Source organism: Saccharospirillum alexandrii (genome assembly GCF_004000275.1).
GTDB lineage: Bacteria > Pseudomonadota > Gammaproteobacteria > Pseudomonadales > Natronospirillaceae > Saccharospirillum > Saccharospirillum alexandrii.
Genome location: NZ_RCIP01000001.1, coordinates 368,333 through 390,923, shown reverse-complemented (window position 1 = coordinate 390,923; position 22,591 = coordinate 368,333). Strand labels below are relative to the sequence as shown.

Genomic DNA, 22,591 nt, shown 5'->3' with positions numbered 1-22,591 from the left:
TCTGCCAATGGAGTTGATTCATGATATTGACCCGCCTGCCAAAAGACGCCGGGGGCCTGGTTGCATGCCTGTTATTGACGGCTTGTGTCACCGCCGCAGACACCGGTATCACCACGACACCGGCCGAATCGACGATCGAGACCCGGCCAGCCGAATCGCAACCGGCACACCGGCTTATCAGCCGGGTCTTTCAGTGGCAATACAGCCTCAATGAAGACGGTTCCCGGGTGCAGCCGGACACCCCGAGCCGCTATCTGCTCCGGTTCAACAGCGAAGGGCGAATCAGCCTGAAAGCTGACTGCAATAACTATGCGGCCTCCGTTCGGCTGACCGACACGGTATTTTCAACCGGACCCATGATCGGTACACGCGCCCTATGCCCGAAAGGCAGCCTGGAGCGACCCTACGTTAACGCCATTGAATCGGCCGCACAGTGGTCATTCAACGGTGAACAGCTGATGCTCAGACAACCCCATGACGGTGGCGTAAGTGTTTTTATCGCTGTATCGGAGGAGGAAAGCGAGGGAAACGGCCAACGTAATTAGGCCCTTACCGGTCAGTCCAATAATAAAAAAAGGGCCCGTACAGGGCCCTTGAAACTGCTGTTGATCCAGCCTTTACTGGCGAACCAGATCCACCAGCACTGTTCCCAGATTTCCAGGGTTCGAGCCGTCGGTTCCAAGACTGAATGAGCCGTAATAGCGCTCACCCGCAACTGAGTCTGGCAGATTGAAGCCCAGGTCCACGCTGAAGGTTTCACCGGCAGGTACAGCGACGGGCACATCCACAGTGAGGTTACCCTCATCGCCCGTCACAGCGGCGGTGTGAATCGTCAGTGCCTGGGGCTCTGCATGCCCGGCTTCCCAGTTCTGCACGACCACCCACAGAGTGCCCGCAGGCGGGTTCTCAATGTTGATATACTCGAGCGCTGAGCCGGTGGCCGCATAGTCGATCAGGCTTCCAAAACCCGGAGAATCGCCAGAGCCCACGAAGACATCCAGGTCACCGGACTCAGACGCCGACACTTCGGCCACAAACCGCGTGGCGTTTTCAGGTACCTCCAGGGTGAAAAAGAAGGTGCCATCAACCGTGGGGTCAAACCCGTCGAAGGGGTTGTCGTTGGTTGGATCTGACACCAGGGCAGCCTCCGTGGCGGTCGATTGGGCCAGACCGGTCATGCTGACCTCGGCTGAGCTGATCTCCACCGCCTTCAACCCATCGAGACGGACGACATCACTGGCCAGCGGCGCGGTAATGGTAATGGCGCCGGGCAGATTGCTCAGCGCGGGTTGAATTGCCACCGGAAAATGGACGTCGGGCACATGACGAGTCAGCGATTCAAGCCCCATCTGGGCATACTGCCACTCACCGATCGGCGCGTCCGCTGCATCCGCTTCAATGGTCAGGACTTGGCTTTCGCCCGGAGCCAACCGAAAGCGTTGCGGAGAAACGGCAAGGCCTGGCTGTCGCTGGGCCCGCCAGTGTGTGCTCTGGTTCGATACGTTGGTTACCGTGCGAGTCCACTGGCAAGTCACCACGCACCTTGCCTGCCCGAGCCCGGTCAGGTTCAGCACTGAAGGCTCGCCACCTACGAACGGATCGGCTGCCAGAAAGGCATCGAGGTGCTCATCGAGAACCAGCGCAGCCTGAGCGGCTCGGGGCAAATCGATGCGGCCGCCACCCATGTCAAACGGATCGGCCTGACGCGTTCCATCCTCCTTAAGGTGCTCTTTAACGGCGGTTGTCATCATTGCAGACTGAATCTGCATCGGCGTCCAGTCCGGATGCAAGGCGGTCAGCAAGGCGCCCGCTCCGGCTATGTGCGGGCTCGACATCGAGGTACCTTGAATGACGTTGTAGTCCTGTTCGGCATCGCTGTAGCCCTCGTGAAAGGCCGCAAAAATGGCTCTGCCCGGAGCCGTGATATTCGGCTTAACCACACTGGGCACAGACGGGTTTACCCCACGCGAACTGAAATACGCCAGTACATCGGCCGTTTCCGGTTTATACACCATTTTGGTACCCGTCAGTCGGCCCTGGTGGTCATTCCCCGAAGCCAGCCACTCCCGCAGCAGAGTGGCATCGGTAAAGGTGATTTGAGTCGCGGGTAAGGCATGTGCATCCGTCTCCAGATAGCCCGATCCATCCGGCGTGGTAGGCTCCCGCGTGAGAATCATCGCACCGCCGCCGTTGGCGGCAACATGCTCACCTTTGGCAACCCGGCCGATTTCACCGGCTTCACACAGAACGATTTCACCGTTAAACCGGGCGCTGAACTCATCGGCCAGGCACAAAGGGTTGCCGAAATCAGCCGCGTCAATAATGGGCGCCGGACCGTACCCTGGTGAAACACCCTGCCCCACAATCTCCACCGGTGGCGATTCCAGTCCTCCACTCAGATCCACCAGGGTATTTTTGTAGAATAGGGGGTGCGCGCTGGCGGCAACCGAGGTGACCCAGGGCGCATCGGCCGGGTTACCCAGGGTCGCGAAATCCGGCCCGGAATTGCCGGCTGAGGTGGCGACAAATATCCCGGCGTCCATCGCAGCCAAAAAGGCCAGGGAATCCGGATCGCCCCAGGGGTCGGAGGCCCCACCGCCTATGGAATAGTTGATCACATCGACGCCGTCGGCGATGGCCTGGTTGATCGCGAACAGAATGGCACTGAGGTAACACCCGGCTTCTGCGCATACACTGTAGGCAACCACATTGGCGCGCGGCGCCACCCCGGCAATGTGTTTGGTCAGAGTGAATCCGGTAGGTGCGGTAACCGTTGCGTTGTACACCAGGTTACCCGCTGCGGTTCCTGCAGTATGTGAGCCGTGACCATCGGTATCGCGCGGGCTGCCCTCGTTGATCAGCTCATACCCCCAGGCGCCGATCAGCTTGCCGTTACAGGGAAAGTCGGGATCGTACACCCCTGAATCGGGATCACAGACGCCCAGATACCCGCTTTTCGGGTTGCGATGCCGGTAGCCGTCGCCATCGACCTCGGCAAAAGAATCACTGACCGGGTTGATGCCGGTATCAATAATACCGACCACCACGCCTTCACCCCGGGTACCGGCCTGGCCTGCCACACCGCGCCAGACTTCAGGTGCTCCAATCCAGGCAAACCCGCCTTCCCACAAGCACCCGGCAAGACCCAGAGTGGCCAGCAAGGAGGCGGTCAGGCCATGCCGACGATTCAGTCGCCCGGTTGCCAGCGCCCAGACCAGCGTTGCCAGCACCAGACTCAGCGTGACCACCACAGACCACCACAGCCAGCCTGTCGAATCGGTATTACCCGTATCGGGCAAGGCAAAACCAGACGCATCGCCGGGGGTTCGTGTCAGTTGTCGCAGTTCATCTTTGTGAATGCTGCGAATGCCCGGCAAGCTTGCCAGTTGGCTGGCCTCAGTGTCGGTCAATTCCACCACCACCGCGTTGACGGCGAGGTGGAACTGGTCGATGACCTCAACCGAACGACCTAGGCGCAGAGAGATTTGCTGCAGCAACTTGGCCTGCTGAGACGCCAGGTACTGCCCGTAGGCCCTCACTTCGGGGGTTTGCACATTCAGCGAAGCGCGGCCTTCCGGGCTGGTCGCCTGGTAGCCGGATACGTCACCGCGATACCGCGCCACGGCAGCGGCATCGCCGGTGATGATGTATCGGTTCAAGGGTTCGGCAAAGCGGCTGAATGGCTGAATGCCTGCTGCATTGCCCGATGCTGACGGGGGTGTTTTCTCCAGCACATTTCGCTGGCCTGAGAGGTTGCGTTCGGAAATTTCAGATTCGGCCAGGGCAGTTGCCGCGACCAGTGACAGGCAGAGCCCCGCTATCACTGCATACAGCGAGGCCCCAGACCATCTGCGACTGTGCCGCAGGGTAAATTGAGACAGGGTCATGTCAGTTCCTTGTTTGTCGAAGTTGAGAAACACGGAGCCCTTCCAGGAACACCGTATTCACAGGCCTGGAGACAACATGACCCAGCAATGCGCTGCCCTGGCGACCTTTTGGGGACCCAGATCAGTCGCGCGCTGGAGCGCCACCTTCCGACAAAACGCCTGCATCCTTGCCCGATTCACGCAACAATCCGTCAATGGATTGAAGACCGGCCGCAAAACGGATGCTTAAAGCACGCTAGCAGCTTGCAGTGGGTTGCGGAAACCTGAGTGGTGAAACTGAGACCGAATTAGCACAATAATTTGCTGGGTGATTTGTAAAGGGGCGCTTACAGAGAGGATTGATGACGCCCGTTGAACAGCGGCGTCATCGGTCGGCCGTTAAAACTGGCAGGACGTTCGCATCGGCTCAATGACCTCGGTAAAACCGGTCATATCAAACACCGCAGTAATGGGGCTGTAGTTATAGGGAGTGGTTCGAAACACCAGCGTGGCGTTGCCTGCCTCGGTTTCGGTCTCAAGTTGATTAACCAGTTCGACCTTGGAAAACCCCGCTGCAACGCCAGGAAAAATGGTGCGTTCACGGAAACGATCGGTTTCCCAGGTTCCGGTGACCGATTCACCCTGGCCAATACGGGTAGTCACCTCGGGCTCATTGCTGGGCAGGAACTCCCCCCAATTGAGCACGAGCTGGTAATCGCCTGGTTGAGTTGAATCACAGGTGAGCTCCAGTTCGATCGGGTTACGACGGCGGTTCAGGCCGCGATCCGACCGCAGGAACACTGAATGCTCGGTTTGCCCGGTGATGGGGTCAGAATTTGATTCGTAATCGAACTTGCCGATGTCACGCGATACGTTCTGCGCATCGGCCAGCACTTGCTCAGCGTCATCGTAACACTGGTAGCGTTGCTGCTGGTCGGTTAGTGAACGGCATTCCCGGATGGATTCGGCAAAGGTTTCAGCCTGGCTAGCGGTTGCGATTGTCAGGCCGCCGGTAGCCAAGCCCAGAATGAGGACGGTTTTGTGCGTATACGATACACCAACGGTCATGTGTGCATGAAACTCCTGTTATTCGGCATGGTACGACTGATATGGCAACCTGAGGCGGGCTGTCCTGGCGCTCAGCGTGTAAATCGACGCTCGTGGCACACGGAATGGCAAGCAACCAGGCCCCATCATGCCCGAGGGCCACTCAAAGCGAAACCGCCGTTTAGCCGGGCATCACTTTAAAGGCCTGTAACCCGCGCTGACGCCCCTGTCGGTGCGATTCATTCAAACAGGATTCTACGAACCCCAAATGCGTTTGCGATGCCTGCTGTGCTGCAGCCGCGTCACCACTCATAATAGCCTCAAGTAACCGCTGGTGCTGCTCCAGCAAACGATCGGCCGTATCCCCCTGACCGGCTATTTGAAAAACACTCTCAGCGATGGACGATGCCAACACTTTGAACAACGCTTTCATGTTATGCAACAGCACGGCGTTGTGACTTGCCTCGGCAATGGCCAGGTGAAATTCCGCGTCTGCTCTGGCTTGCTCTGCTGCGCTGCCTGCCTGATGGCTACGCTCCAGTTCGGTCGCACAGGCCTGAAGCTTGCCGCGGTCTGCATCAGTCGCTCGCAAGGCTGCGTACCAGGCAGCCATGCCTTCCAGAGCATTCCGGTATTCCAGAATATCGTATTGGTAGTCTCTGTCAGTACTGAGCAAGGCCAGTAACGGATCACTGATGCCATCGCCCAGGTGCTGGCAGACGCGATGCCCACCGCCCTGTCGACTCTCGAGCCAGCCTCGGGCGGCCAGAGTACCCAGCGCCTGTCGCAGCGTCGGGCGGGATACGCCCAGCTGGACGGCCAGTTCACGTTCAGGCGGTAACTGGCTCCCCACCGGGTAATGCCCTTCGGTGATGGCTTTTTCCACTAAACGGGCAACCTGATCCGACATGCGCTCTGCTTTCATGACACCCCGCTCACTTGACCGGCCCTCACATGGCGGATTGACAGCCCTGTGAAGTCGGCCTATTCTCACTGGAAATATTTGGTAAATTGGTATTACCAATTAAAAGAGCATCGTACCCCAGGCAGAGCAAACGATGCAACCGTGCACCCCCTTTTCAATGCCGAGGTTCCAATGTCACAGCCCGTTCTGCTCTACCCGAGCAAACCCGACAAGGTCTATTTGTTTGGTACCTGCCTGGTCGACCTGTTTTATCCGGAAGCCGGTCTCGCCGGGGTCGACCTGCTGGAGCGGGAGGGAATAGAGGTTATCTACCCTCAGGATCAAACTTGTTGCGGACAGCCGGCCTATACTTCGGGTCGCAACGACGAAGCCCGGGCCGTAGCGCAAGCCCAGCTGAATTTGTTCCCTGGAGACTGGCCAGTCGTCGTTCCCTCCGGTTCCTGCGCGGGCATGATGCGACACCACTACCCAAAGCTGTTTGAGGGCACAGAAGATGCTGAAAAAGCCCGCAAGCTGGCGGCCAGAGTCTGGGATCTGGCCGATTTTCTGGTGAACGTCTGCCAGATCAAGCTCACTGATACCGGTGAGCCTGTCACCATCGCCTTGCATACCTCTTGCTCATCACGCCGGGAGATGCGTGTTGCGGATAGCGGTCCGGCCCTCCTGCGGCAATTGAATAACGTCACCCTGGTCGAGCCGGCCAAGGTGACGGAATGCTGTGGATTCGGTGGTTCTTTTGCCGTGCGCCATGCCGATATTTCCGGTGCCATGGCCAACGATAAGGTAGCGGCTTTGGCGCAGACCGGTTGCGACCGTTTTCTGAGTACCGATTGCGGGTGTTTGATGAACCTCACCGGTGTGGCCGAAAAACAAAAGACGGGCCTGTCCGGTGAGCACCTGCTGAGCTTTCTTTGGCAACGCTCTCAGTCGAACCGGGAGGTTTAAACGATGTCCCAAACCCGAGAAGACACCTCGCAGCAGGGCCACAACAGCGCCATCAACTTTCAGCCACAGGTAACATCTGCACTGGCCAATAGCCAGTTGCGTGGCAACTTTGATAAAGCCATGACCGGCCTGATGCACAAGCGCAGCAGCGCCTTCGCCGACTGGGATCTGGACGCCCTGCGGGATCTGGGTCAGGCCATCCGGCAGCGGGCACTGCGGCAGTTACCCGATCTGCTGGAGCAATTGGAACGCCAGTGCCAGGCCAACGGTATCCAGGTGCACTGGGCCCGCGATGGCGACGAAGCCTGCCGGGTCATCACTGAAATCTGCCAGCAACGCCAGGCGAAAACGGTGATCAAGGGCAAGTCGATGGTGACCGAAGAGATGGAGCTGAACACCCATCTTGAGCAACGCGGTTACAGCGTGCTCGAATCGGACCTTGGCGAATACATTGTACAAATGGCCAAAGAAACACCGTCGCACATCATCATGCCGGCGATTCACAAGAACACCGCTGAAATCGCCGACTTGATGCACACCATGACCGGCGTCGAGCGGCGCGAAGATGCCCATTACCTGACCGACCAGGCCCGTCAACAATTGCGTGAAAAATTCATGCAGGCTGACGTAGGCATATCCGGCGTCAATTTTGCCGTTGCCGACAGCGGCACCCTGTGCCTGGTCGAAAACGAGGGTAATGGCCGCCTGACCACCACCACGCCGCCTTGCCACATCGCCGTGACGGGCATCGAAAAAGTGGTTCCCAGCCTTACCGATATCGCGCCCTTACTGAGCTTGCTGACCCGATCTGCCACTGGTCAATCGATCACCACCTACGTCAACATGATCAGCCGGCCGCGTCAGCCGGGTGAACAAGACGGTCCGGAAGCCGTGCATTTGGTACTGGTTGATAACGGCCGCTCCGATATCTACCAGGACGACGAACTGGCCCAGACCCTACAGTGCATTCGCTGTGGTGCCTGCATGAACCATTGCCCGGTCTATACGCGCATTGGTGGCCATGCCTACGGCACCACCTACCCCGGGCCCATTGGGCAGGTGCTAATGCCGCAATTGCTGGGGCTAGAGCAAACGCCAGACTTTGCCAGCGCTTCATCTCTGTGCGGCTCCTGCGGAGAAGTCTGTCCGGTGCGTATTCCACTGCCCAGTCTGTTGCTGCGGCTGCGTCGCGAAGCCGTCGATGGCGACAAGACTCGCCCCTCAACCGTACCCGGCCACGGCAGCAAACGTTCGGGGCTGGAATCACTGATTTGGAGGTTCTGGCGCATCGTGCATCGTCACCCGTTGCTCTACCGTCAGTCAACGCGCCTGGCCAGCCAGCTCAGGGCACTGAGCCCGAAACGACTGGGCGGCTGGACTCGCTATCGCAGTGCGCCAAAACTGGCCAAAACAACGCTGCATAGCGCCATGAACGCCCGCTCCGGGAGGCAACAACCATGACCCCTTCTGCCCGCCAAACCATTTTGAGCCGACTGCGTGAGCGCAAACCGCTTCCTGCAACGAGCCAGCCTGATTTTACAGTCATGCAACAACGTCGCTGGTCGCTGCAAGACGGCATCGAACGATTTATAGCCCAGCAAGCGGCCGTGCATGGCGAGGTTCACAGGGTGAGCCAGCCCGAACTGAGCCACGCTATATTGGCACGACTGACGCAGGCGGGCGCTCAACGGGTATTGATCGCGCCCGAGCACCCCGTGCATCACGAATTGACCCGCAACGCGCCCGACCTTCAATTCCACGGGTACGATCAGCCCGTTGAAGCCTGGCAAAGCGCGCTGTTTCACCAGACCGATGCCGCCATTACCGGCTGCCATGCGGGCCTGGCTGATACCGGCTCACTGGTTGTCATTCCCAGCCCCACTGAGCCCAGGCTGATGACTCTGGCACCGCCGCTGCATATCGCCATCCTGCCAGTCAGCCGACTGTTCAGCAGCTGGTACCAACTGATCACGGAGGAAGACTGGACAGGCCCCATGCCGACCAATACCCTGCTGATCTCCGGGCCCTCCAAGACAGCGGACATCGAGCAAACACTCGTCTACGGTGCCCACGGCCCCAAGGCGTTAACGGTTTTTTTGGTCGACGGTTGATGACAAACGGCTAATCTTGAAGGAACGCTGGCCGATAACGCCCCTATACTGCTTTTGGCCAGCTAATTCAGGAATCCGATTTTTATGCGCAACAATCAACCCGTCACTGATCGCGAATATGTCCTGGCGGACGACCAGCAACTGATATCCTCGACAGACCGGAAAGGCCGCATTCAGCATTGCAATCAGGCGTTTGTTGATGCCAGTGGTTATTCCCGGGACGAGCTGATTGGGCAGCCGCATAACCTGATCCGACACCCCGATATGCCACCGGCCGCCTTTGAGAACATGTGGGCCTACCTCAAGGCGGGTAGCCCCTGGATGGGTCTGGTCAAGAACCGGCGCAAAGACGGTGGGTATTACTGGGTCAACGCCTATGTGACGCCCATCACCAAAGGTGGCGAGGTGGTCGGTTATGAATCAGTCCGGGTAAAACCCCAGCGCGAAGACATAGACCGGGCGTTTCGCACCTATCAGCGCATCAACGCTGGCAAAGCAGGCATCGCCCCGCTTCGCCGATTCCGGGATGCCGCCTTTGCACTGGGCCCTGCCGCGGTATTGATTACTGCTATGATTGCAGTGGGAGCTTACAGCGGCCAATGGCTCGCGGCCATCTCCGGTGCCGGTGCCGTCGTTGCAGCGTCACTCTACGGCTGGCGGGTCCACAAGCAGTCACTGGCTACCGTTGCCGGTAAACTGGAAGGCCGTTTCAACGATGCTTTGATCGCCAGTACCTATTCCGATGCATCGCTGTCGGTGGCCCAGGTAGAACTTGCCGCCAGCGTCACCAGTGCGCATCTCAATACCGTCCTGACCCGCATAGACGATGCCGCGCGTCAGGTCTTTCAGCAATCGCAAAAAGCGCACGAACTGGCGGGCCAGTCCGAACACGCCATCGACGAACTGCAAAGCGAAACGACCCAGATTGCTGCGGCCATCAATGAGATGTCAGCAACCATTCATGAAGTGTCGGGTAATGTGCAGGTGACCGCCAACGAAGCCGATACCGCTCACGACCTGGCGGAAAAAGGCACCCGCACCGTTCAGCAGACGCGCGACGAAATACAACAACTGGCGCAAGCCGTGCAGTCGATTGGCGCCACGGTCAGCGAAGTGGTCGCTCAGACCGATTCCATCTCCAAGGCGGCCGAGCTCATTCAGAGTGTGACCGACCAGACCAACCTTCTGGCGCTGAACGCGGCGATTGAAGCTGCACGCGCCGGCGAACACGGCCGGGGATTTGCCGTTGTGGCCGATGAAGTGCGCTCCCTGGCCGTTCGTACCACTGAGACCACTCAACAAATCCAGAACATCATCGACAACCTGAAATCAAAAACCGGCGAAGCTGAATCGGCTGCAGACGCAGGCCGGCATATTGCCGAACAGGGTGTCGCGCGTGTGGAGGAAGCGGACCAGGCGCTGCACGAGATTGCCAGCGCGGTCAGCCGCATTACCGAAATGACGCACCAAATGGCCACCTCCATCGAGGAACAGAGCCAGGTGTCTGAAGAGATCAACCAGCAACTGACGCGCATCAGCGCCCTGGCTGATCACAGCCTCGAGCAGGCGCACAGCTCGGTCAGCGGTGCCCAGGCAATGAACAATCTGTCGACCGAGCTGCATGAACTGGTGGAACTGTTTAGAAAGTAGCCATTAAAAAAGGCCGTTGTAACTGACACCCCAGACCAGAAACACCCGGTTCAACGCGCCGGTGTCCCGCACCAACGGACTATCGGCAGCGTCGCCCTGGTATTGGTTAACGGACGTCAGCCAAATCGTCGACCAGCGTTCCGTATGCTGATAGGAGGCGATCAGACTGAGACTCAGATTCTTTAAACCCGCTGTGGGCTGATAAGCAGCAACACCGGTATCAGGCGTTGCCTCCACCCCAAAAAACGTCGTCATATGGGCCTCGGTTCCCCACTGACTGCCGAGTGAGCCGATCAGCGTCAATTGCTCCGTCACCGGACTGACCCAGCCTACCGAGGGTGCAAAGACAGCCGTCTCATGGCCGCCCGGCAAGGTCGTCACCACATCTGCCGATGCCGTCAGTACACCGGGCAATGGCACGCCAATTACCCGCCAGGGAATGCCAGAGCCGATGGTGACGCCAACCTCTGCAGAGGCGGGGATGTCAGCCTGCTGTTGATACTTTGCCGGCAATTCATCGCTCTCCCGACCGCCTGAATACCGCGCCAGCGGCCCCAGACTCAGTGCCCGGGAAGGCACCAGATCAGCCGCAAGACCCGGGCCCCGCGTGGCCAGCCGATAACCCTCGTACTCGACCGAAAAACTCGGCGCCGGCAGCGCTCGCCAACCTTGCCCAAAAGACTGCTCACTGGCCGTCACCCCAAGCCCCAGACTGAATGCGTTTTCCGCCAAGCTCAGGCCAGAGACCCCGAAACACCCCAAAACAACCAACACCTTTGCGGCCATGCGCATCGCTCACAGTTTCCTTATTCGTTCGTTGACAGTATCCGGACAGTGCCCCCCAGATGGAGGGCGCTGCGTCCACCCACCTGAAGCCCGTATCCTGATCACACACAAATACACAATCCAGCCCGACTTCTGGCGGCCACTAAGACTACCATTACGCAGTTGCCTTCGTTTTGTACCATACCCGAATTCCAACCAGACTGATCAGTGGTCAAATCCGCCCTTGGGTTTCGTGGCGACTGGCCGATAACGTATCATGCCACGGGCGTCCGAACTGTCGGGCGCCAAGACAGTTTCGCGAGGTTTTTATGAGCAGTAAGGCAAAGCATGCCCAAAAGTTACTCCTGTTTACACTGACGGGCCGCCAAACCTTTGCCATCGGCACCCTAAAAGTGCGGGAAATCATCCCGACCGCCAAGCTCACCAAAATGCCTCAGGACCATCCTTCAGTGCTGGGTGTGACGACCATCCGGGGTAAAACCATTCCAGTCATCGATATGGCTTACGCGGTCGGCTACCAGCCATTGTCGCCGGACGAAATTGCCTCGGCATCCATCATCATTACCGATTGCCAGCGCCGTGAAGTCGGCTTTCTGGTTCGAAAAATCGAACGCATTGTCGATACCAACTGGCGCGACATAAAAACGCCGCCCTCGATGCTGGGGCGCAATGCCTTCCTGACCGGTTTGCTGATGGACGAGAAACAGACCATTCAGTTACTGGATGTCGAACTGCTGCTGTCGATTGTCTACCCGGCGCCCGCCGACAAGAAGTTCACCGTACTGACCGACGTTCAGCGCGAAAAACTCAAACCACTGAACATCCTGCTGGTAGATGACTCTCACGTCGCCCGACGGCAATTGTCTGATGCACTCGATAACCTGAACATTACCTATCAGGTGACCAACAACGGCATGGAAGCACTGGAAATCCTAAAGGCCGAGGCCAGCAAGGGCCACCCCATTGACCTGCTGGTCAGTGACATCGAGATGCCCGGCCTCGACGGCTACGAACTGGCCTTCAATATTCGCGACAATCCCGACCTATCGGGTGCCTATATCATTCTGCACACCTCATTAAACAGCGAAATGAGCGTCAGCTATGCCAATCAGGTCGGCGCCAATGAAGCACTGACCAAATTCGATGCCGAAGAGTTGGTTCTGGCGATGCTACGAGGCGCTGAGTCAGTTCAAGCGTCGTAAACTTCATACCGACAGTTGGCAAACCCGAACGCTTCCACCATACTGTATGCATAAACAGTATTTTGGAGGAGTCGTTATGTCAGTACAACTGCTCGGCCGCTGTGAAACAGGCCCGCAACTGAATCTGCCACTTTTCGTCGAAGGCCAGTCCGTCGATGATGATGAAGGGCTCGATCACGATATACCGGGTATTGACCTGGCCAGCCTGTGCATCCGCAATCCGGAATCCAGCATCCTGGTGTCAGTACACAGCATGGCCATGGCCGAGGCTGGCATCATCGCGGGCGACACCCTGATCGTTGACCGCAGTGCCAGAGCCAGCCAGGGCGACATCATACTGGCTGGCTACAATGGCGAACTGATGGTGCGGGAACTGCAATTGACTCCGAGCCCAAGGTTGCTGCCGAGACACCCGGATTTTGACATTCTTATAGTGCCGGAACATGAAACCCTTAGCCTGATTGGCAAAGTGAGCCACATTATTCGGTCACTGTAAGCCTATTGCGGCAATTGAAAGCACTTGCGATATCGACTAATATTCCATCGGCGTTACTTGCCGCCTTTTCGCCGAACAAAGATTGTATTTGTACGATATTATTTCGCGGCGAATTGCATGTGGTTTAACCGCTATTCCCAACGCGGATATACAAGGGTTATTTGTAAACGTCGTTGAGAGAGTCGCGTTAACGGGTTACTGCAACCGCTGTAAACCCCCGCTGATTCAATGGTCAGTCATACAAGTCATAACGCACCGTTGATCCAGTCTGGCAAAGGCAACGGATATAGTCTCTCATTTCTGTTTTTTGCGTTATCCAGTGCACTAATAACCAAGGTGAAAGACAGGCCAGTGCCCGACTCTGGCAGTTACTGATGGCGCTACCAACCCAGTTCGAACCTGCTCAGGTGGTACTGGGTGTCACAAACACAAAGACTCAACGGGTTTGCCAGCAGATGGTCCGGCACTCCCATTACACTGTCACTACTGATAATAACCGTGAACATTGGAAGCCTATGACACAAACACACTCTGCTGTTCGCATCGACGCGCTAAACATTGATGCTGAAATTCAGAAATACGAATCCGAGCTTGAAAACCTGATTCGCCTAAAAGAAACCGCGTTAAAAAAAGAGGCTGGTTTTAACGCCTACATGGAATATCTGGCTACGCTGGAGCGCGAATACGGCATTACCGAAGAAGATTTGTTTTCCCGACGCAGTGTAAAAATCGGTGACTGGATTACCAAAACTCTGGTCCGCCAAAAACAATCCGCCTTGCTAAAACGGCTGTCCAGTTTTTTTGAAGAATACGCCAAAAAACAACCGAAAAAGGTAATAGGTAAAGGCCGTCCACAGCCAGCAAAAGCGCTGGAGCCCGGTGTTTATCGTCACCCAATGAGCCTGGAAACGGTAGAAAAGAAAACCCGTGCGCCCAAATTGCTGAATACCTGGATACTCGAAAATGGGTTGGAAAAGGTACAAGGCTGGCGCGTCAGCGAATAACCAATCCCGCTGCACTCATGCAAACCCCGATCACCCGATGCATGGTGTGATCCGGGTTTGCCCCCTGCATTGCCAACCTCTTGATTTCGATCAGTAAACTTCTAGTCTTCTGCTGATAGCCTACCCGTTCGGCCCGCTGCAAGGACCGCACAACGCAAAGGCCACTCCCATTGCACTTTCAAGAGGCACCACAATGACGTCGAAAGACAGCGACAGTGTATTCCAAAGCTATGGACGCGTTTGCAACAAAGACCGTTTTTTCGTCGATTTCTACGACCATTTCATGAGCAGCTCAGACGCCATTCGCGCGCAGTTTGTCGACACTGACATGAAACAACAGCGTCACCTGCTGCGAAACGGCATCATGCAACTGGTACTGCATGCCCGTGGCATGCCAGACACCAAGCTCAGAGCCCTGGGCAAAAGTCATGACCGGACCGGCTACAACATCAAACCGGAATGGTACGGCCTGTGGCTCGACGCCCTGATGCGTACGTTGAGAAAACACGACCCAGAATTTTCGGATGAGCTGGAAGCCAGCTGGCGCCGGGCCATAGAACCCGGTGTTCGCCTGATCAAAGAGGCCTATTGAACAGCCAGCTCAAGCCCCGCCAAACCCGGTAACTGGTTGAATCCGTTATCTTTTTGCCAAAAAAGGCTTGCACTGAAACCCGGTACAGGTATCATACGCCTCGTTCTTCAGGACTATAGCTCAGTTGGTTAGAGCGCTACCTTGACATGGTAGAGGTCTCCAGTTCGAATCTGGATAGTCCTACCAGATTAGATAACGAAAGAAGCCACCCTGGGGTGGCTTTTTTTGTTATGTCAGCCGGGAAACCCGGCTGCGAACGGTAAGTTCGACCCGAAGGGCCTACTCACCCCGCTTTCGCCGAACCGTGACGGACTCGCCGCCAATTCCCCAATTGTCGGTCTCGACCTCGTCGATAACGACCACGGTCGTCGCCGGGTTCTTACCCAGCACATCTCTCAGCAATTCAGTGGTGCCCTGTATCAATTGCTGCTTCTGCTCGGCTGTAGCACCCTCTCGGGTGATCTTGATGTTTACATAGGGCATGGTGTTTCCTCGGTTAGTCGTTCAGATGCAACCACTGCTCGATTTGGGTATTCACAACCGCTTCATCAGTCAGCGGCGCCATATGACCGCCCGGTGTGCTTAAGACCCTGGCCTCCGGCAACCAGTGTTTAAGCTGCTCTATCAGGGCGCGAGCGCTGGCCCGGGTATGCTCACCGTGCAGCAGCGTCAGCCGATCCGCGAGCGGTGCAAGGGCTTCTGCGGTGAAGGTTGGGTGCATCAGCGCCTGAAAATCAAGATCGACTTTCTTAACCTGATGAGTGAACAGCAGTTGCAGCCGTTCGGGCATGGCATCAAAGGCACCCGGGCCATTCCAGTATTCGATAAATCGCCGGGCCTGCTCCGTTGAGTCTGATGCGGTCGATGCATCGTCGAACACATGCAACACCGATTCAAGATCCTTCAAGCCTGCATGTCCACTCTCCAGAATGGAAAAACACACCGGTTCAAACAGCACGAGCCGCTCTACGCGATCAGGATGTTTTTGCGCAAAGGCCAGTGCGACAGCAGCACCGTAAGAGTGCCCTACCAGCCTTACTGTTCCCTGAATCTTCTCCTGCTCCAGCAAAGCTTCCAGCAACGCCACTTCATGCCACAGCGTGAATGGCTGCGTATTTTCAAGCGCTGGCATCGGCGTTTCGCCGTAACCGTATAAATCCATCGCCAGACACTGCGCACTACCCCGCAGTCGACGAATAAGATCACGCCACTGACCTGATGAACTCAGCGAACTGTGAAGCATCACTACCGTGGGGCCCTGCCCCACGCTTAAATATCCCGGCAGCATTGGATTCTCTGTCAGACTGATTTTAAATGTTCTTTGGCTTCCATCATCTCGTCGCGCAAGGCGGCCGCTTTTTCAAAGGCCATGTCTTTGGCCGCCCGGTGCATGTCGTCTTCCAGCCGGACGATCACTTTAGACAGTTCCGCCGCTGTCATGGTTGCGTAATCGCGAGCTTCGGCATCGATGCGTTCAACCTTCTTGCGGTTGCGTGCAATCTTGCCCTTGCGGCCCGGCGCCACTGCGCCTTCGAGGATGTCTTGCACGTCTTTGACCAGCGCCTGAGGCGTAATACCTTCGGCCAGGTTATGGGCTATCTGTTTCTCGCGACGCCGATCGGTTTCGCCAATGGCGCGCTCCATTGACCCGGTCATTCTGTCGGCGTACAGAATCGCTTTGCCGTTCAGGTTACGGGCCGCCCGGCCAATGGTTTGAATCAGCGACCGCTCGCTGCGCAAAAAGCCTTCCTTATCGGCATCCAGAATGGCCACCAACGACACTTCGGGCATATCGAGACCTTCACGCAGCAGGTTAATACCAACCAACACATCAAATTCGCCCAGTCGCAAGTCACGAATGATTTCTACCCGTTCCACGGTGTCGATGTCCGAGTGCAGGTAACGCACCTTGACGCCGTTTTCATTCAGGTAATCGGTTAAATCTTCCGCCATGCGCTTGGTCAGCGTGGTTACCAGAACTCGCTCGCCCACGTTTACTCGCAAATTAATCTCGTGCAGCAGATCATCCACCTGGGTGGTTGCCGGGCGGATCTCAATAACCGGGTCAACCAGACCCGTTGGTCGAACCAGTTGCTCAACTACCTGCTGGGTGTGTTCTTCCTCGTATTTACCCGGTGTGGCCGACACATAAATGCCCTGGGGCGCCAAGCGCTCCCATTCCTCAAACCGCATCGGCCGGTTATCGAGTGCCGAAGGCAAACGAAACCCGTACTCAACCAGAGTTTCCTTGCGTGATCGGTCCCCTTTATACATGGCACCCAGTTGCGGCAGGGTCGCGTGGGATTCATCGATAAACATCAGCGCGTCTTTGGGCAGGTACTCGTACAACGTCGGTGGTGGATCACCCGGGTTGCGGCCAGAGAGGTATCGCGAGTAGTTTTCAATGCCGTTGCAGTAACCCAGCTCGCGCATCATTTCAAGATCGTACTTGGTGCGCTGCTCCAGCCGCTGGGCTTCGACCAGGCGGCGGTTATCCTCCAGTACCGTCAGCCGTTCCTTGAGTTCAACGTCAATCTTATCGACGGCTGCCAGTATGGTTTCGCGAGGCGTTACATAGTGGGTTTTCGGATACACCGTATAGCGGGTGAGCTTTTGCAGTACTTCACCGGTGAGCGGATCAAACAGGCTGAGGTTTTCCACTTCGTCATCGAACAGTTCGATGCGCAAGGCTTCCAGTTCCGATTCGGCTGGAAACACATCAATGATATCGCCCCGGACTCTGTAGGTGCCCCGACCAAACTCGATGTCATTTCGGCTGTACTGCAATTCCGCCAAACGGCGCAGCACCTGTCGCTGATCAACGGCATCGCCACGCTTCAGATGCAGAATCATTTTCAGGTAGGATTCGGGCGAACCCAGACCGTAAATAGCCGACACCGTCGCGACAATGAGAACATCGCGGCGCTCCAGCAACGCCTTGGTGGCTGACAGCCGCATTTGTTCAATGTGTTCGTTCACCGACGCGTCTTTATCGATAAAGGTATCGGAAGACGGCACATAGGCTTCAGGCTGATAGTAGTCGTAATAGGAGACAAAATACTCGACGGCGTTTTCCGGGAAAAACTCCCGAAATTCGGAATATAACTGGGCTGCCAGCGTTTTATTGTGTGCCAGTACAATGGTCGGGCGTTGTACCGATTCAATGACCTTGGCCATAGTGTAGGTTTTGCCGGAGCCCGTCACCCCGAGCAGGGTCTGGGCGGTCAGGCCGGCGTTCAAGCCGGTTACCAGTTGGTCGATCGCCTTGGGCTGATCTCCCGCTGGCTGGTACCTGGAATGAACTTTAAAGGGTTTCATGGGCATCACTGGGCTGGGAGCTTGGTTTACCGTAGGGGAACAGAGCCGGTTTACCGGTTTGCTCCCCGCCCGGTCTGATTACAATACGTCGACGATGGCGTCACAGACGGCATTGATGTTGGCTTTCGACATGCCCGCGACATTGATGCGACCACTGCCGACCATATAAATGCCGTAGTCTTCACGCAATCGGTTGACCTGGTCGCCGGTCAGGCCAGAAAACGAAAACATGCCGTTCTGGCGCTGAATAAAGCTGAAATCGCGCTTAGCACCCTTGGCCTTGAGGGTTGCAACCAGGGCATCCCGCAATTCATGAATGTGATCGCGCATATCCGCGACTTCCTGAATCCACTCAGCACGCAAGGTGTCGTCCTTCAGAATGGCAGCAACCACCTTGGCACCGTGCGCCGGCGGATTGGAATAATTCCCGCGAATGATGGATTTCACCTGGCTGAAAGCGCTGTCGGCGGTTTCAGCCGAACTGGCCACCAATGTCATCGCACCCACTCGCTCGTTGTACAATCCAAAGTTCTTGGAGAACGAATTGGCAACAATCAACTCCGGTATCCGATCAACAAAGGCGCGCAAGCCGGCGGCGTCTTCATCCATGCCTTTGCCGAAGCCCTGGTAGGCAAAGTCGAACAGAACGACAAAACCCTTCCGTTTGGCCTGCTCGGCCAACTGTTGCCATTGCTCACCCGTCGGGTCGATACCGGTCGGGTTGTGGCAGCAGCCGTGATACAGCACGGCGTCACCGGCATCCACCTGTTCCAAATCAGCCAGCATGCCATCGAAATCAAGCCCTTGCTGTTCGGCATCGTAATACCGGTACTGGCTGATCCCGAGGCCAGCGCTTTCAAAAATATTGCCGTGGTTGGCCCAGGTTGGGTTGGACACGTGAATGCGGCTCACGCCTAATTGACGTTTCATGAATTCGGCCGCCGTGCGCAAGGCACCGGTACCACCGGGCGATTGTGCGGTGCGGGCTCGCTTCTCCAGGATCACCGGACTGTCAGCCCCGAACAACAGAGCCTGAACCTGACGGCCATACTCAACGTCGCCCGATATGGCCAGATAGCTCTTGGTGGTTTCGGAGTTCACCAGCTCGGCCTCGGCCTTTTTAACCGTGTTCAGAATCGGTGTCTGCCCTGCATCGTTCATGAACACCCCGACGCCCAAGTTAACCTTGTGCGGGCGCTTGTCGGCGGCAAAGGCGTCGTTTAACCCAAGTATGGGGTCGGCCGGGGCTGCTTGAACTCGTTCGAACATGACAGTCAGGATCCTTTTATTGTGTAGTCATTAGGTTGGGCTCGGTCACCACCGGTGACGGCCAATTATAGCGCGGTGCCACAATCCCAGCCACGAAAAGCCGGGGCGTTGCATGGGACATTACAACAACGAAAACACCTGCGTCTCTTTAGTAATTGGGCAGTCGAAGCGCATTTCAACCGCTTTCAATTTCAGGTTCTCGTGACTCTCGTTGTTTTTACCATACCGCGGATCGCCCATAACCGGATGGCCAATGCTGTCGAGGTGCCGGCGAATCTGGTGTTTGTTCCGGGTTGTTGGCCAGACATCCAATATCGACCGGTTCGGATGCGCTTCATAACGCTGCTTGCTGAACCGGGTCTGGGCGGGTTTGCCGTCCAGCGGGGTATCAATATTCCCGTCTTCTGGCGCATCGCCCGCCACTTCGACGCGAAATTGCTGGCTCACCGCATTGGGCGTATCAAACAGTTCGGTCAGCAGCGCTGCGGCCTTGCGGCTATGAGCGACAATCACCAGGCCAGAGGCCGCGCTATCAAGGCGCTGCACAACAAAGACTTCCCGGCGCGGTTTGAAGTAAAGCTCTACCAGCCGGATCAGCGATGCATGGTCGCCCCAGTCAGTCCCTTCTATCAGCAAGCCCGGCCCTTTATCCCATACGCTGTAGTGCGTCAGGTCCTGAACCAGACGGGGCAATGGCGGTCGCAACGACAGCAGATCTTCATCATAAAAGACCTCCAGCCGATCGCCGATTTTGAGATCGGTCATCGCCCGGCGCAGCCGCTGCCGGTTGTCTTTGGCATCGACGTGCCAGACCGCCCCCTTATTCATCATGTCTTTTAGGCGGGACTTCGACAACTCAATGTTATCGACCAGAAAATCGATGGCGATCAGTGAGTCGGATGCCTCTACCTCGAGTACTACATCTATGCGCATAGCCGGTTTCCGTTGTCAGGTCGAACCAGCAGCAAACCGGACCGACCTCAATATTTAAAAGCTGGGTAGCTTAAGATCTTCCAGCGCGTCTTCGGCGCGCCGGCGGGCTTCATCTTCGGCACGGCGGCGCTCGGCATCGGCCGCATTGCTTAGGCGGTCACGCTCATCCAGCAGTTCCTGCTCCAGTGCTTCCAGCCGGTCCATGACCTGCTGCTGGAACTCATCAGCCTGATCCCGGACTGCGTCGTCCTGGGCTTCAATTTCATCAAACCGTGCCCGCAAGGGCGCTGTCAGGGTTTCCACTTCAGCATCCAGTCGCGCTCTGGTGGCCTCCAACCAGCGGTTGTATTCCGCCTGCAAGGCCGCCGACAGTGCAGACCGGATCTGATTGTCCAGATCGGACGTCAATTGCAGTTCCGGCGCATCGATGTCGCCGGTGACCCGAATGCCGATATCGAACGCGGCAATGTTTTCAAGCGCATTGCCGAGCGTTGTTGCGATCCGGCCTTCACCGCGGGCTTCAAATTCTGAGCCGCTAAAGCTCAGTTCGATCAGGCCATCGACCTGATCACCGGTTACCGTGACTTCACCACCCAAATCAACCGTGCCGGGTGCCCAGTCGACATCGACGCCGCCCAGGTCCAACGACCGTGGCGAGAACGACAGGTCACGGCCAATCAATTCAAAGCGATCGACCGTGGTCGCTTGCCGGCGATCCAGCACCGCATCAATGCGCATGGCCTCATCACCGGCTTCGCCCCGCATTAATTGCAGTCGAACCGGCTCCCCGGTCAGGCGTTGCTGACCGGTTACCTGACTCATGATCAATGTCCAGGGCCAGTTATCCGCCTCAAAGCTGATCAGCCCCTGGCGCAACAGAAAGTTGGGCGTTGGGTTGGGTGTGTCAAACCGGACATAGCGGCCATCCAGTCGGGCTGGCGCAGCTTCCTCCTGCTCGCCACCCGAAGGCGCGAGTCTGCGTAGCCAGGGAGCGGCCTGAGTATAGTATTTACGGGCCTGATCGTAACGGTCGAATATGGCATCACCAAGCAACAACCGGCCGGCCCGAACCGCAGAGGCCTGGTTCAAGGGGTAGGCTTCGCGCAATGCAGCCCAGTCTTCAGCCGGTGCCGCTAACGCGGCTTCAAGCGCTTCCTGGCTGTCACTAACGGCCGCATTGGCCGCCTGGCGCGCCGCCGCTACTGACAGTTGGTCTTCCACGGCCTGACGCTGCAGTGCTTCCAGGTCTGAGCGGGCCGAGCGAATCGCGTCCAGAGAGTTCAGTGAGCGGCCACGCAGAGCTTCAATGCGTTCGTCGTATTGCGCAATGGACTCATCGGCCGGCAGGTTGTTCAGGGCACTGCCAACCTCAGAACGGGCACGCTCAAAGGTGGTGCTGGCCTGGTCTGTGGCTGACCGGGTTTGGGTCAGAGCCTGCTCGACCGCGTCAGCCGGTTCCGGTAATTCCGCACGAACCGATTCAGCTCTGCTGGCGGCCGCATCCCGGGCTCTCTGCCCCACGCCGGGCCCGGCGTCGCTGGTGTCCACCGGGACGATGCGACCGGGTTCATCACGCTCGGTCCCACTGCTCATGCCTGAGACAGTGAGGTCATCGATGCTGATTTTGCCAAGAAACAACTTGGGCAGATCCATCGCCAGTCGGGCGGTCCCCAGCTCAAACAGGTTGCGCTCGGGGTTTTCCTTGTCGGTGACCTGGACGCCGCGAATATCAAACCCAAGCGGGCTGAGCGACAGATCCACCGAGGCGACATTAACTTCCGCGCCGTGAACCCGGGTACCACCGGCCTCCAGGCCCGATTTAACCCAGTTGTCCAGAAACAGGGCGCCGATCACAATGATCAGTGACAGCACAACCACGAAAGCGATCAGGCCGCTCCATCGAAAAAGCTTCATCTGTGGCGCTCCTTTAGCTCACGCGTTCGTACAGGGAATAGACTTTGCTGGCCTTAACAATTTGCACCAGTTTCAGACGGTTCGCCCACGGCATCAGCCGGGCACGGTACTGCACCACCCCGTACCGCATGATCAGCACCACGGGCATAAACAGCAGCACCGAGACCACAAAGCTTGCGAGTGTAATGGTGTGATTGAATTTGATGATCTGCCAGACATCACTCTGGTACAGGCTCGTCCAGGTGGTGGTCAGGCCGGGATGCGTCAGCCAGGCGTAGCCCCAGGCGTCAAAGGCCGGGTCCAACAGGTAGGCAAACCCGGTGAATACCACCCAGAACACCAGGAAGGTGCCAAAATGCACCCGTAGAATGCAGGCCAGCAGAATGATCAGCAGGTTGTGCACCGACCACAAAGGCGTTAGCCCGATAATGAGCGCCAGACCCACGGCAAAAGACAATTGCCAGGGGCCGGCGTCTGAATTCAACGCTTTAAAAAACTTTAAAAACTGAGTCAGCATGGTGTCCCTCACGCAT

Annotated in this window: 20 protein-coding genes and 1 tRNA gene; 10 read left to right on the top strand and 11 right to left on the bottom strand. The window is 57.2% G+C overall.

The features are described 5' to 3' along the window. Nucleotides 1-20 precede the first annotated feature (20 nt). Nucleotides 21-545, top strand: a complete 525-nt coding sequence (locus EP166_RS01885) for an META domain-containing protein (protein ID WP_127555116.1) — start codon at nucleotides 21-23, stop codon at nucleotides 543-545. A gap of 72 nt (nucleotides 546-617) precedes the next feature. Here the strand turns inward: EP166_RS01885 and EP166_RS01880 are convergent, their stop codons facing one another. From EP166_RS01880 to EP166_RS01870, 3 genes are all read right to left on the bottom strand, one after another. After that, nucleotides 618-3,887 (bottom strand): S8 family serine peptidase, encoded by a 3,270-nt coding sequence (locus EP166_RS01880; protein WP_127555115.1) that lies wholly within the window; start codon nucleotides 3,885-3,887, stop codon nucleotides 618-620. A 378-nt stretch (nucleotides 3,888-4,265) separates the two neighbouring features. Beyond that, complete coding sequence (locus EP166_RS01875; protein ID WP_127555114.1) at nucleotides 4,266-4,934, bottom strand: hypothetical protein; 669 nt, start codon at nucleotides 4,932-4,934, stop codon at nucleotides 4,266-4,268. A 160-nt stretch (nucleotides 4,935-5,094) separates the two neighbouring features. Then, nucleotides 5,095-5,838, bottom strand: a complete 744-nt coding sequence (locus tag EP166_RS01870; RefSeq protein ID WP_127555113.1) for an FCD domain-containing protein — start codon at nucleotides 5,836-5,838, stop codon at nucleotides 5,095-5,097. A 171-nt stretch (nucleotides 5,839-6,009) separates the two neighbouring features. Here EP166_RS01870 and EP166_RS01865 point away from each other — a divergent pair, with 171 nt between their 5' ends. The 4 genes from EP166_RS01865 to EP166_RS01850 all read left to right on the top strand — a co-directional run bounded on the left by EP166_RS01865 (nucleotide 6,010) and on the right by EP166_RS01850 (nucleotide 10,544). Next, on the top strand, nucleotides 6,010-6,783 hold the full coding sequence (locus EP166_RS01865; protein WP_127555112.1) for a (Fe-S)-binding protein: 774 nt from the start codon (nucleotides 6,010-6,012) through the stop codon (nucleotides 6,781-6,783). A gap of 3 nt (nucleotides 6,784-6,786) precedes the next feature. Next, entirely contained in the window at nucleotides 6,787-8,244 is a 1,458-nt protein-coding gene (locus EP166_RS01860) for a LutB/LldF family L-lactate oxidation iron-sulfur protein (protein ID WP_127555111.1), read from the top strand. Continuing rightward, a complete protein-coding gene (locus tag EP166_RS01855) occupies nucleotides 8,241-8,894 on the top strand; it encodes a LutC/YkgG family protein (protein WP_127555110.1) in 654 nt (217 codons plus the stop codon). Before EP166_RS01860 ends, EP166_RS01855 begins: the two co-directional genes overlap by 4 nt. Before the next feature lie 84 nt (nucleotides 8,895-8,978). Further along, on the top strand, nucleotides 8,979-10,544 hold the full coding sequence (locus EP166_RS01850) for a methyl-accepting chemotaxis protein (RefSeq protein ID WP_127555109.1): 1,566 nt from the start codon (nucleotides 8,979-8,981) through the stop codon (nucleotides 10,542-10,544). A 3-nt stretch (nucleotides 10,545-10,547) separates the two neighbouring features. Here EP166_RS01850 and EP166_RS01845 read toward each other — a convergent pair whose 3' ends face one another. After that, a complete protein-coding gene (locus EP166_RS01845; RefSeq protein WP_127555108.1) occupies nucleotides 10,548-11,336 on the bottom strand; it encodes a MipA/OmpV family protein in 789 nt (262 codons plus the stop codon). Between the two features lie 302 nt (nucleotides 11,337-11,638). On the opposite strand from EP166_RS01845, the gene EP166_RS01840 reads away from it, so the two are divergent. The 5 genes from EP166_RS01840 to EP166_RS01820 all read left to right on the top strand — a co-directional run bounded on the left by EP166_RS01840 (nucleotide 11,639) and on the right by EP166_RS01820 (nucleotide 14,810). Next, complete coding sequence (locus EP166_RS01840) at nucleotides 11,639-12,532, top strand: chemotaxis protein (protein ID WP_127555107.1); 894 nt, start codon at nucleotides 11,639-11,641, stop codon at nucleotides 12,530-12,532. A gap of 76 nt (nucleotides 12,533-12,608) precedes the next feature. Then, nucleotides 12,609-13,028, top strand: a complete 420-nt coding sequence (locus EP166_RS01835) for a S24 family peptidase (protein WP_164743776.1) — start codon at nucleotides 12,609-12,611, stop codon at nucleotides 13,026-13,028. Nucleotides 13,029-13,402: 374 nt separating this feature from the next. Further along, entirely contained in the window at nucleotides 13,403-14,032 is a 630-nt protein-coding gene (locus EP166_RS01830; protein ID WP_127555105.1) for a hypothetical protein, read from the top strand. A gap of 193 nt (nucleotides 14,033-14,225) precedes the next feature. After that, nucleotides 14,226-14,624 carry a globin gene (locus tag EP166_RS01825; protein ID WP_127555104.1) on the top strand — a complete coding sequence of 133 codons (399 nt, stop codon included), beginning with the start codon at nucleotides 14,226-14,228 and terminating at the stop codon, nucleotides 14,622-14,624. A 109-nt stretch (nucleotides 14,625-14,733) separates the two neighbouring features. Then, nucleotides 14,734-14,810 (top strand) — tRNA-Val (locus EP166_RS01820). Nucleotides 14,811-14,903: 93 nt separating this feature from the next. On the opposite strand, the gene EP166_RS01815 is transcribed toward EP166_RS01820, so the two are convergent. From EP166_RS01815 to EP166_RS01785, 7 genes are all read right to left on the bottom strand, one after another. Beyond that, on the bottom strand, nucleotides 14,904-15,107 hold the full coding sequence (locus EP166_RS01815) for a 2-hydroxymuconate tautomerase family protein (protein WP_127555103.1): 204 nt from the start codon (nucleotides 15,105-15,107) through the stop codon (nucleotides 14,904-14,906). Between the two features lie 13 nt (nucleotides 15,108-15,120). Beyond that, nucleotides 15,121-15,867 (bottom strand): alpha/beta fold hydrolase, encoded by a 747-nt coding sequence (locus tag EP166_RS01810; RefSeq protein ID WP_246026236.1) that lies wholly within the window; start codon nucleotides 15,865-15,867, stop codon nucleotides 15,121-15,123. 56 nt (nucleotides 15,868-15,923) lie between these two features. Then, a complete protein-coding gene (gene uvrB, locus EP166_RS01805; RefSeq protein ID WP_127555101.1) occupies nucleotides 15,924-17,942 on the bottom strand; it encodes an excinuclease ABC subunit UvrB in 2,019 nt (672 codons plus the stop codon). Nucleotides 17,943-18,020: 78 nt separating this feature from the next. Beyond that, the gene (locus EP166_RS01800) at nucleotides 18,021-19,211 is read right to left on the bottom strand and encodes an amino acid aminotransferase (protein WP_127555100.1); all 1,191 of its coding nucleotides are present in this window, start codon (nucleotides 19,209-19,211) and stop codon (nucleotides 18,021-18,023) included. 120 nt (nucleotides 19,212-19,331) lie between these two features. Then, complete coding sequence (locus EP166_RS01795; RefSeq protein WP_127555099.1) at nucleotides 19,332-20,144, bottom strand: pseudouridine synthase; 813 nt, start codon at nucleotides 20,142-20,144, stop codon at nucleotides 19,332-19,334. Nucleotides 20,145-20,198: 54 nt separating this feature from the next. Further along, complete coding sequence (locus EP166_RS01790) at nucleotides 20,199-22,058, bottom strand: TIGR03545 family protein (protein WP_127555098.1); 1,860 nt, start codon at nucleotides 22,056-22,058, stop codon at nucleotides 20,199-20,201. Between the two features lie 13 nt (nucleotides 22,059-22,071). Then, nucleotides 22,072-22,575, bottom strand: coding sequence for a TIGR03546 family protein (locus EP166_RS01785; RefSeq protein WP_127555097.1), 504 nt, complete (start codon nucleotides 22,573-22,575; stop codon nucleotides 22,072-22,074). Between the last annotated feature and the right edge of the window lie 16 nt (nucleotides 22,576-22,591).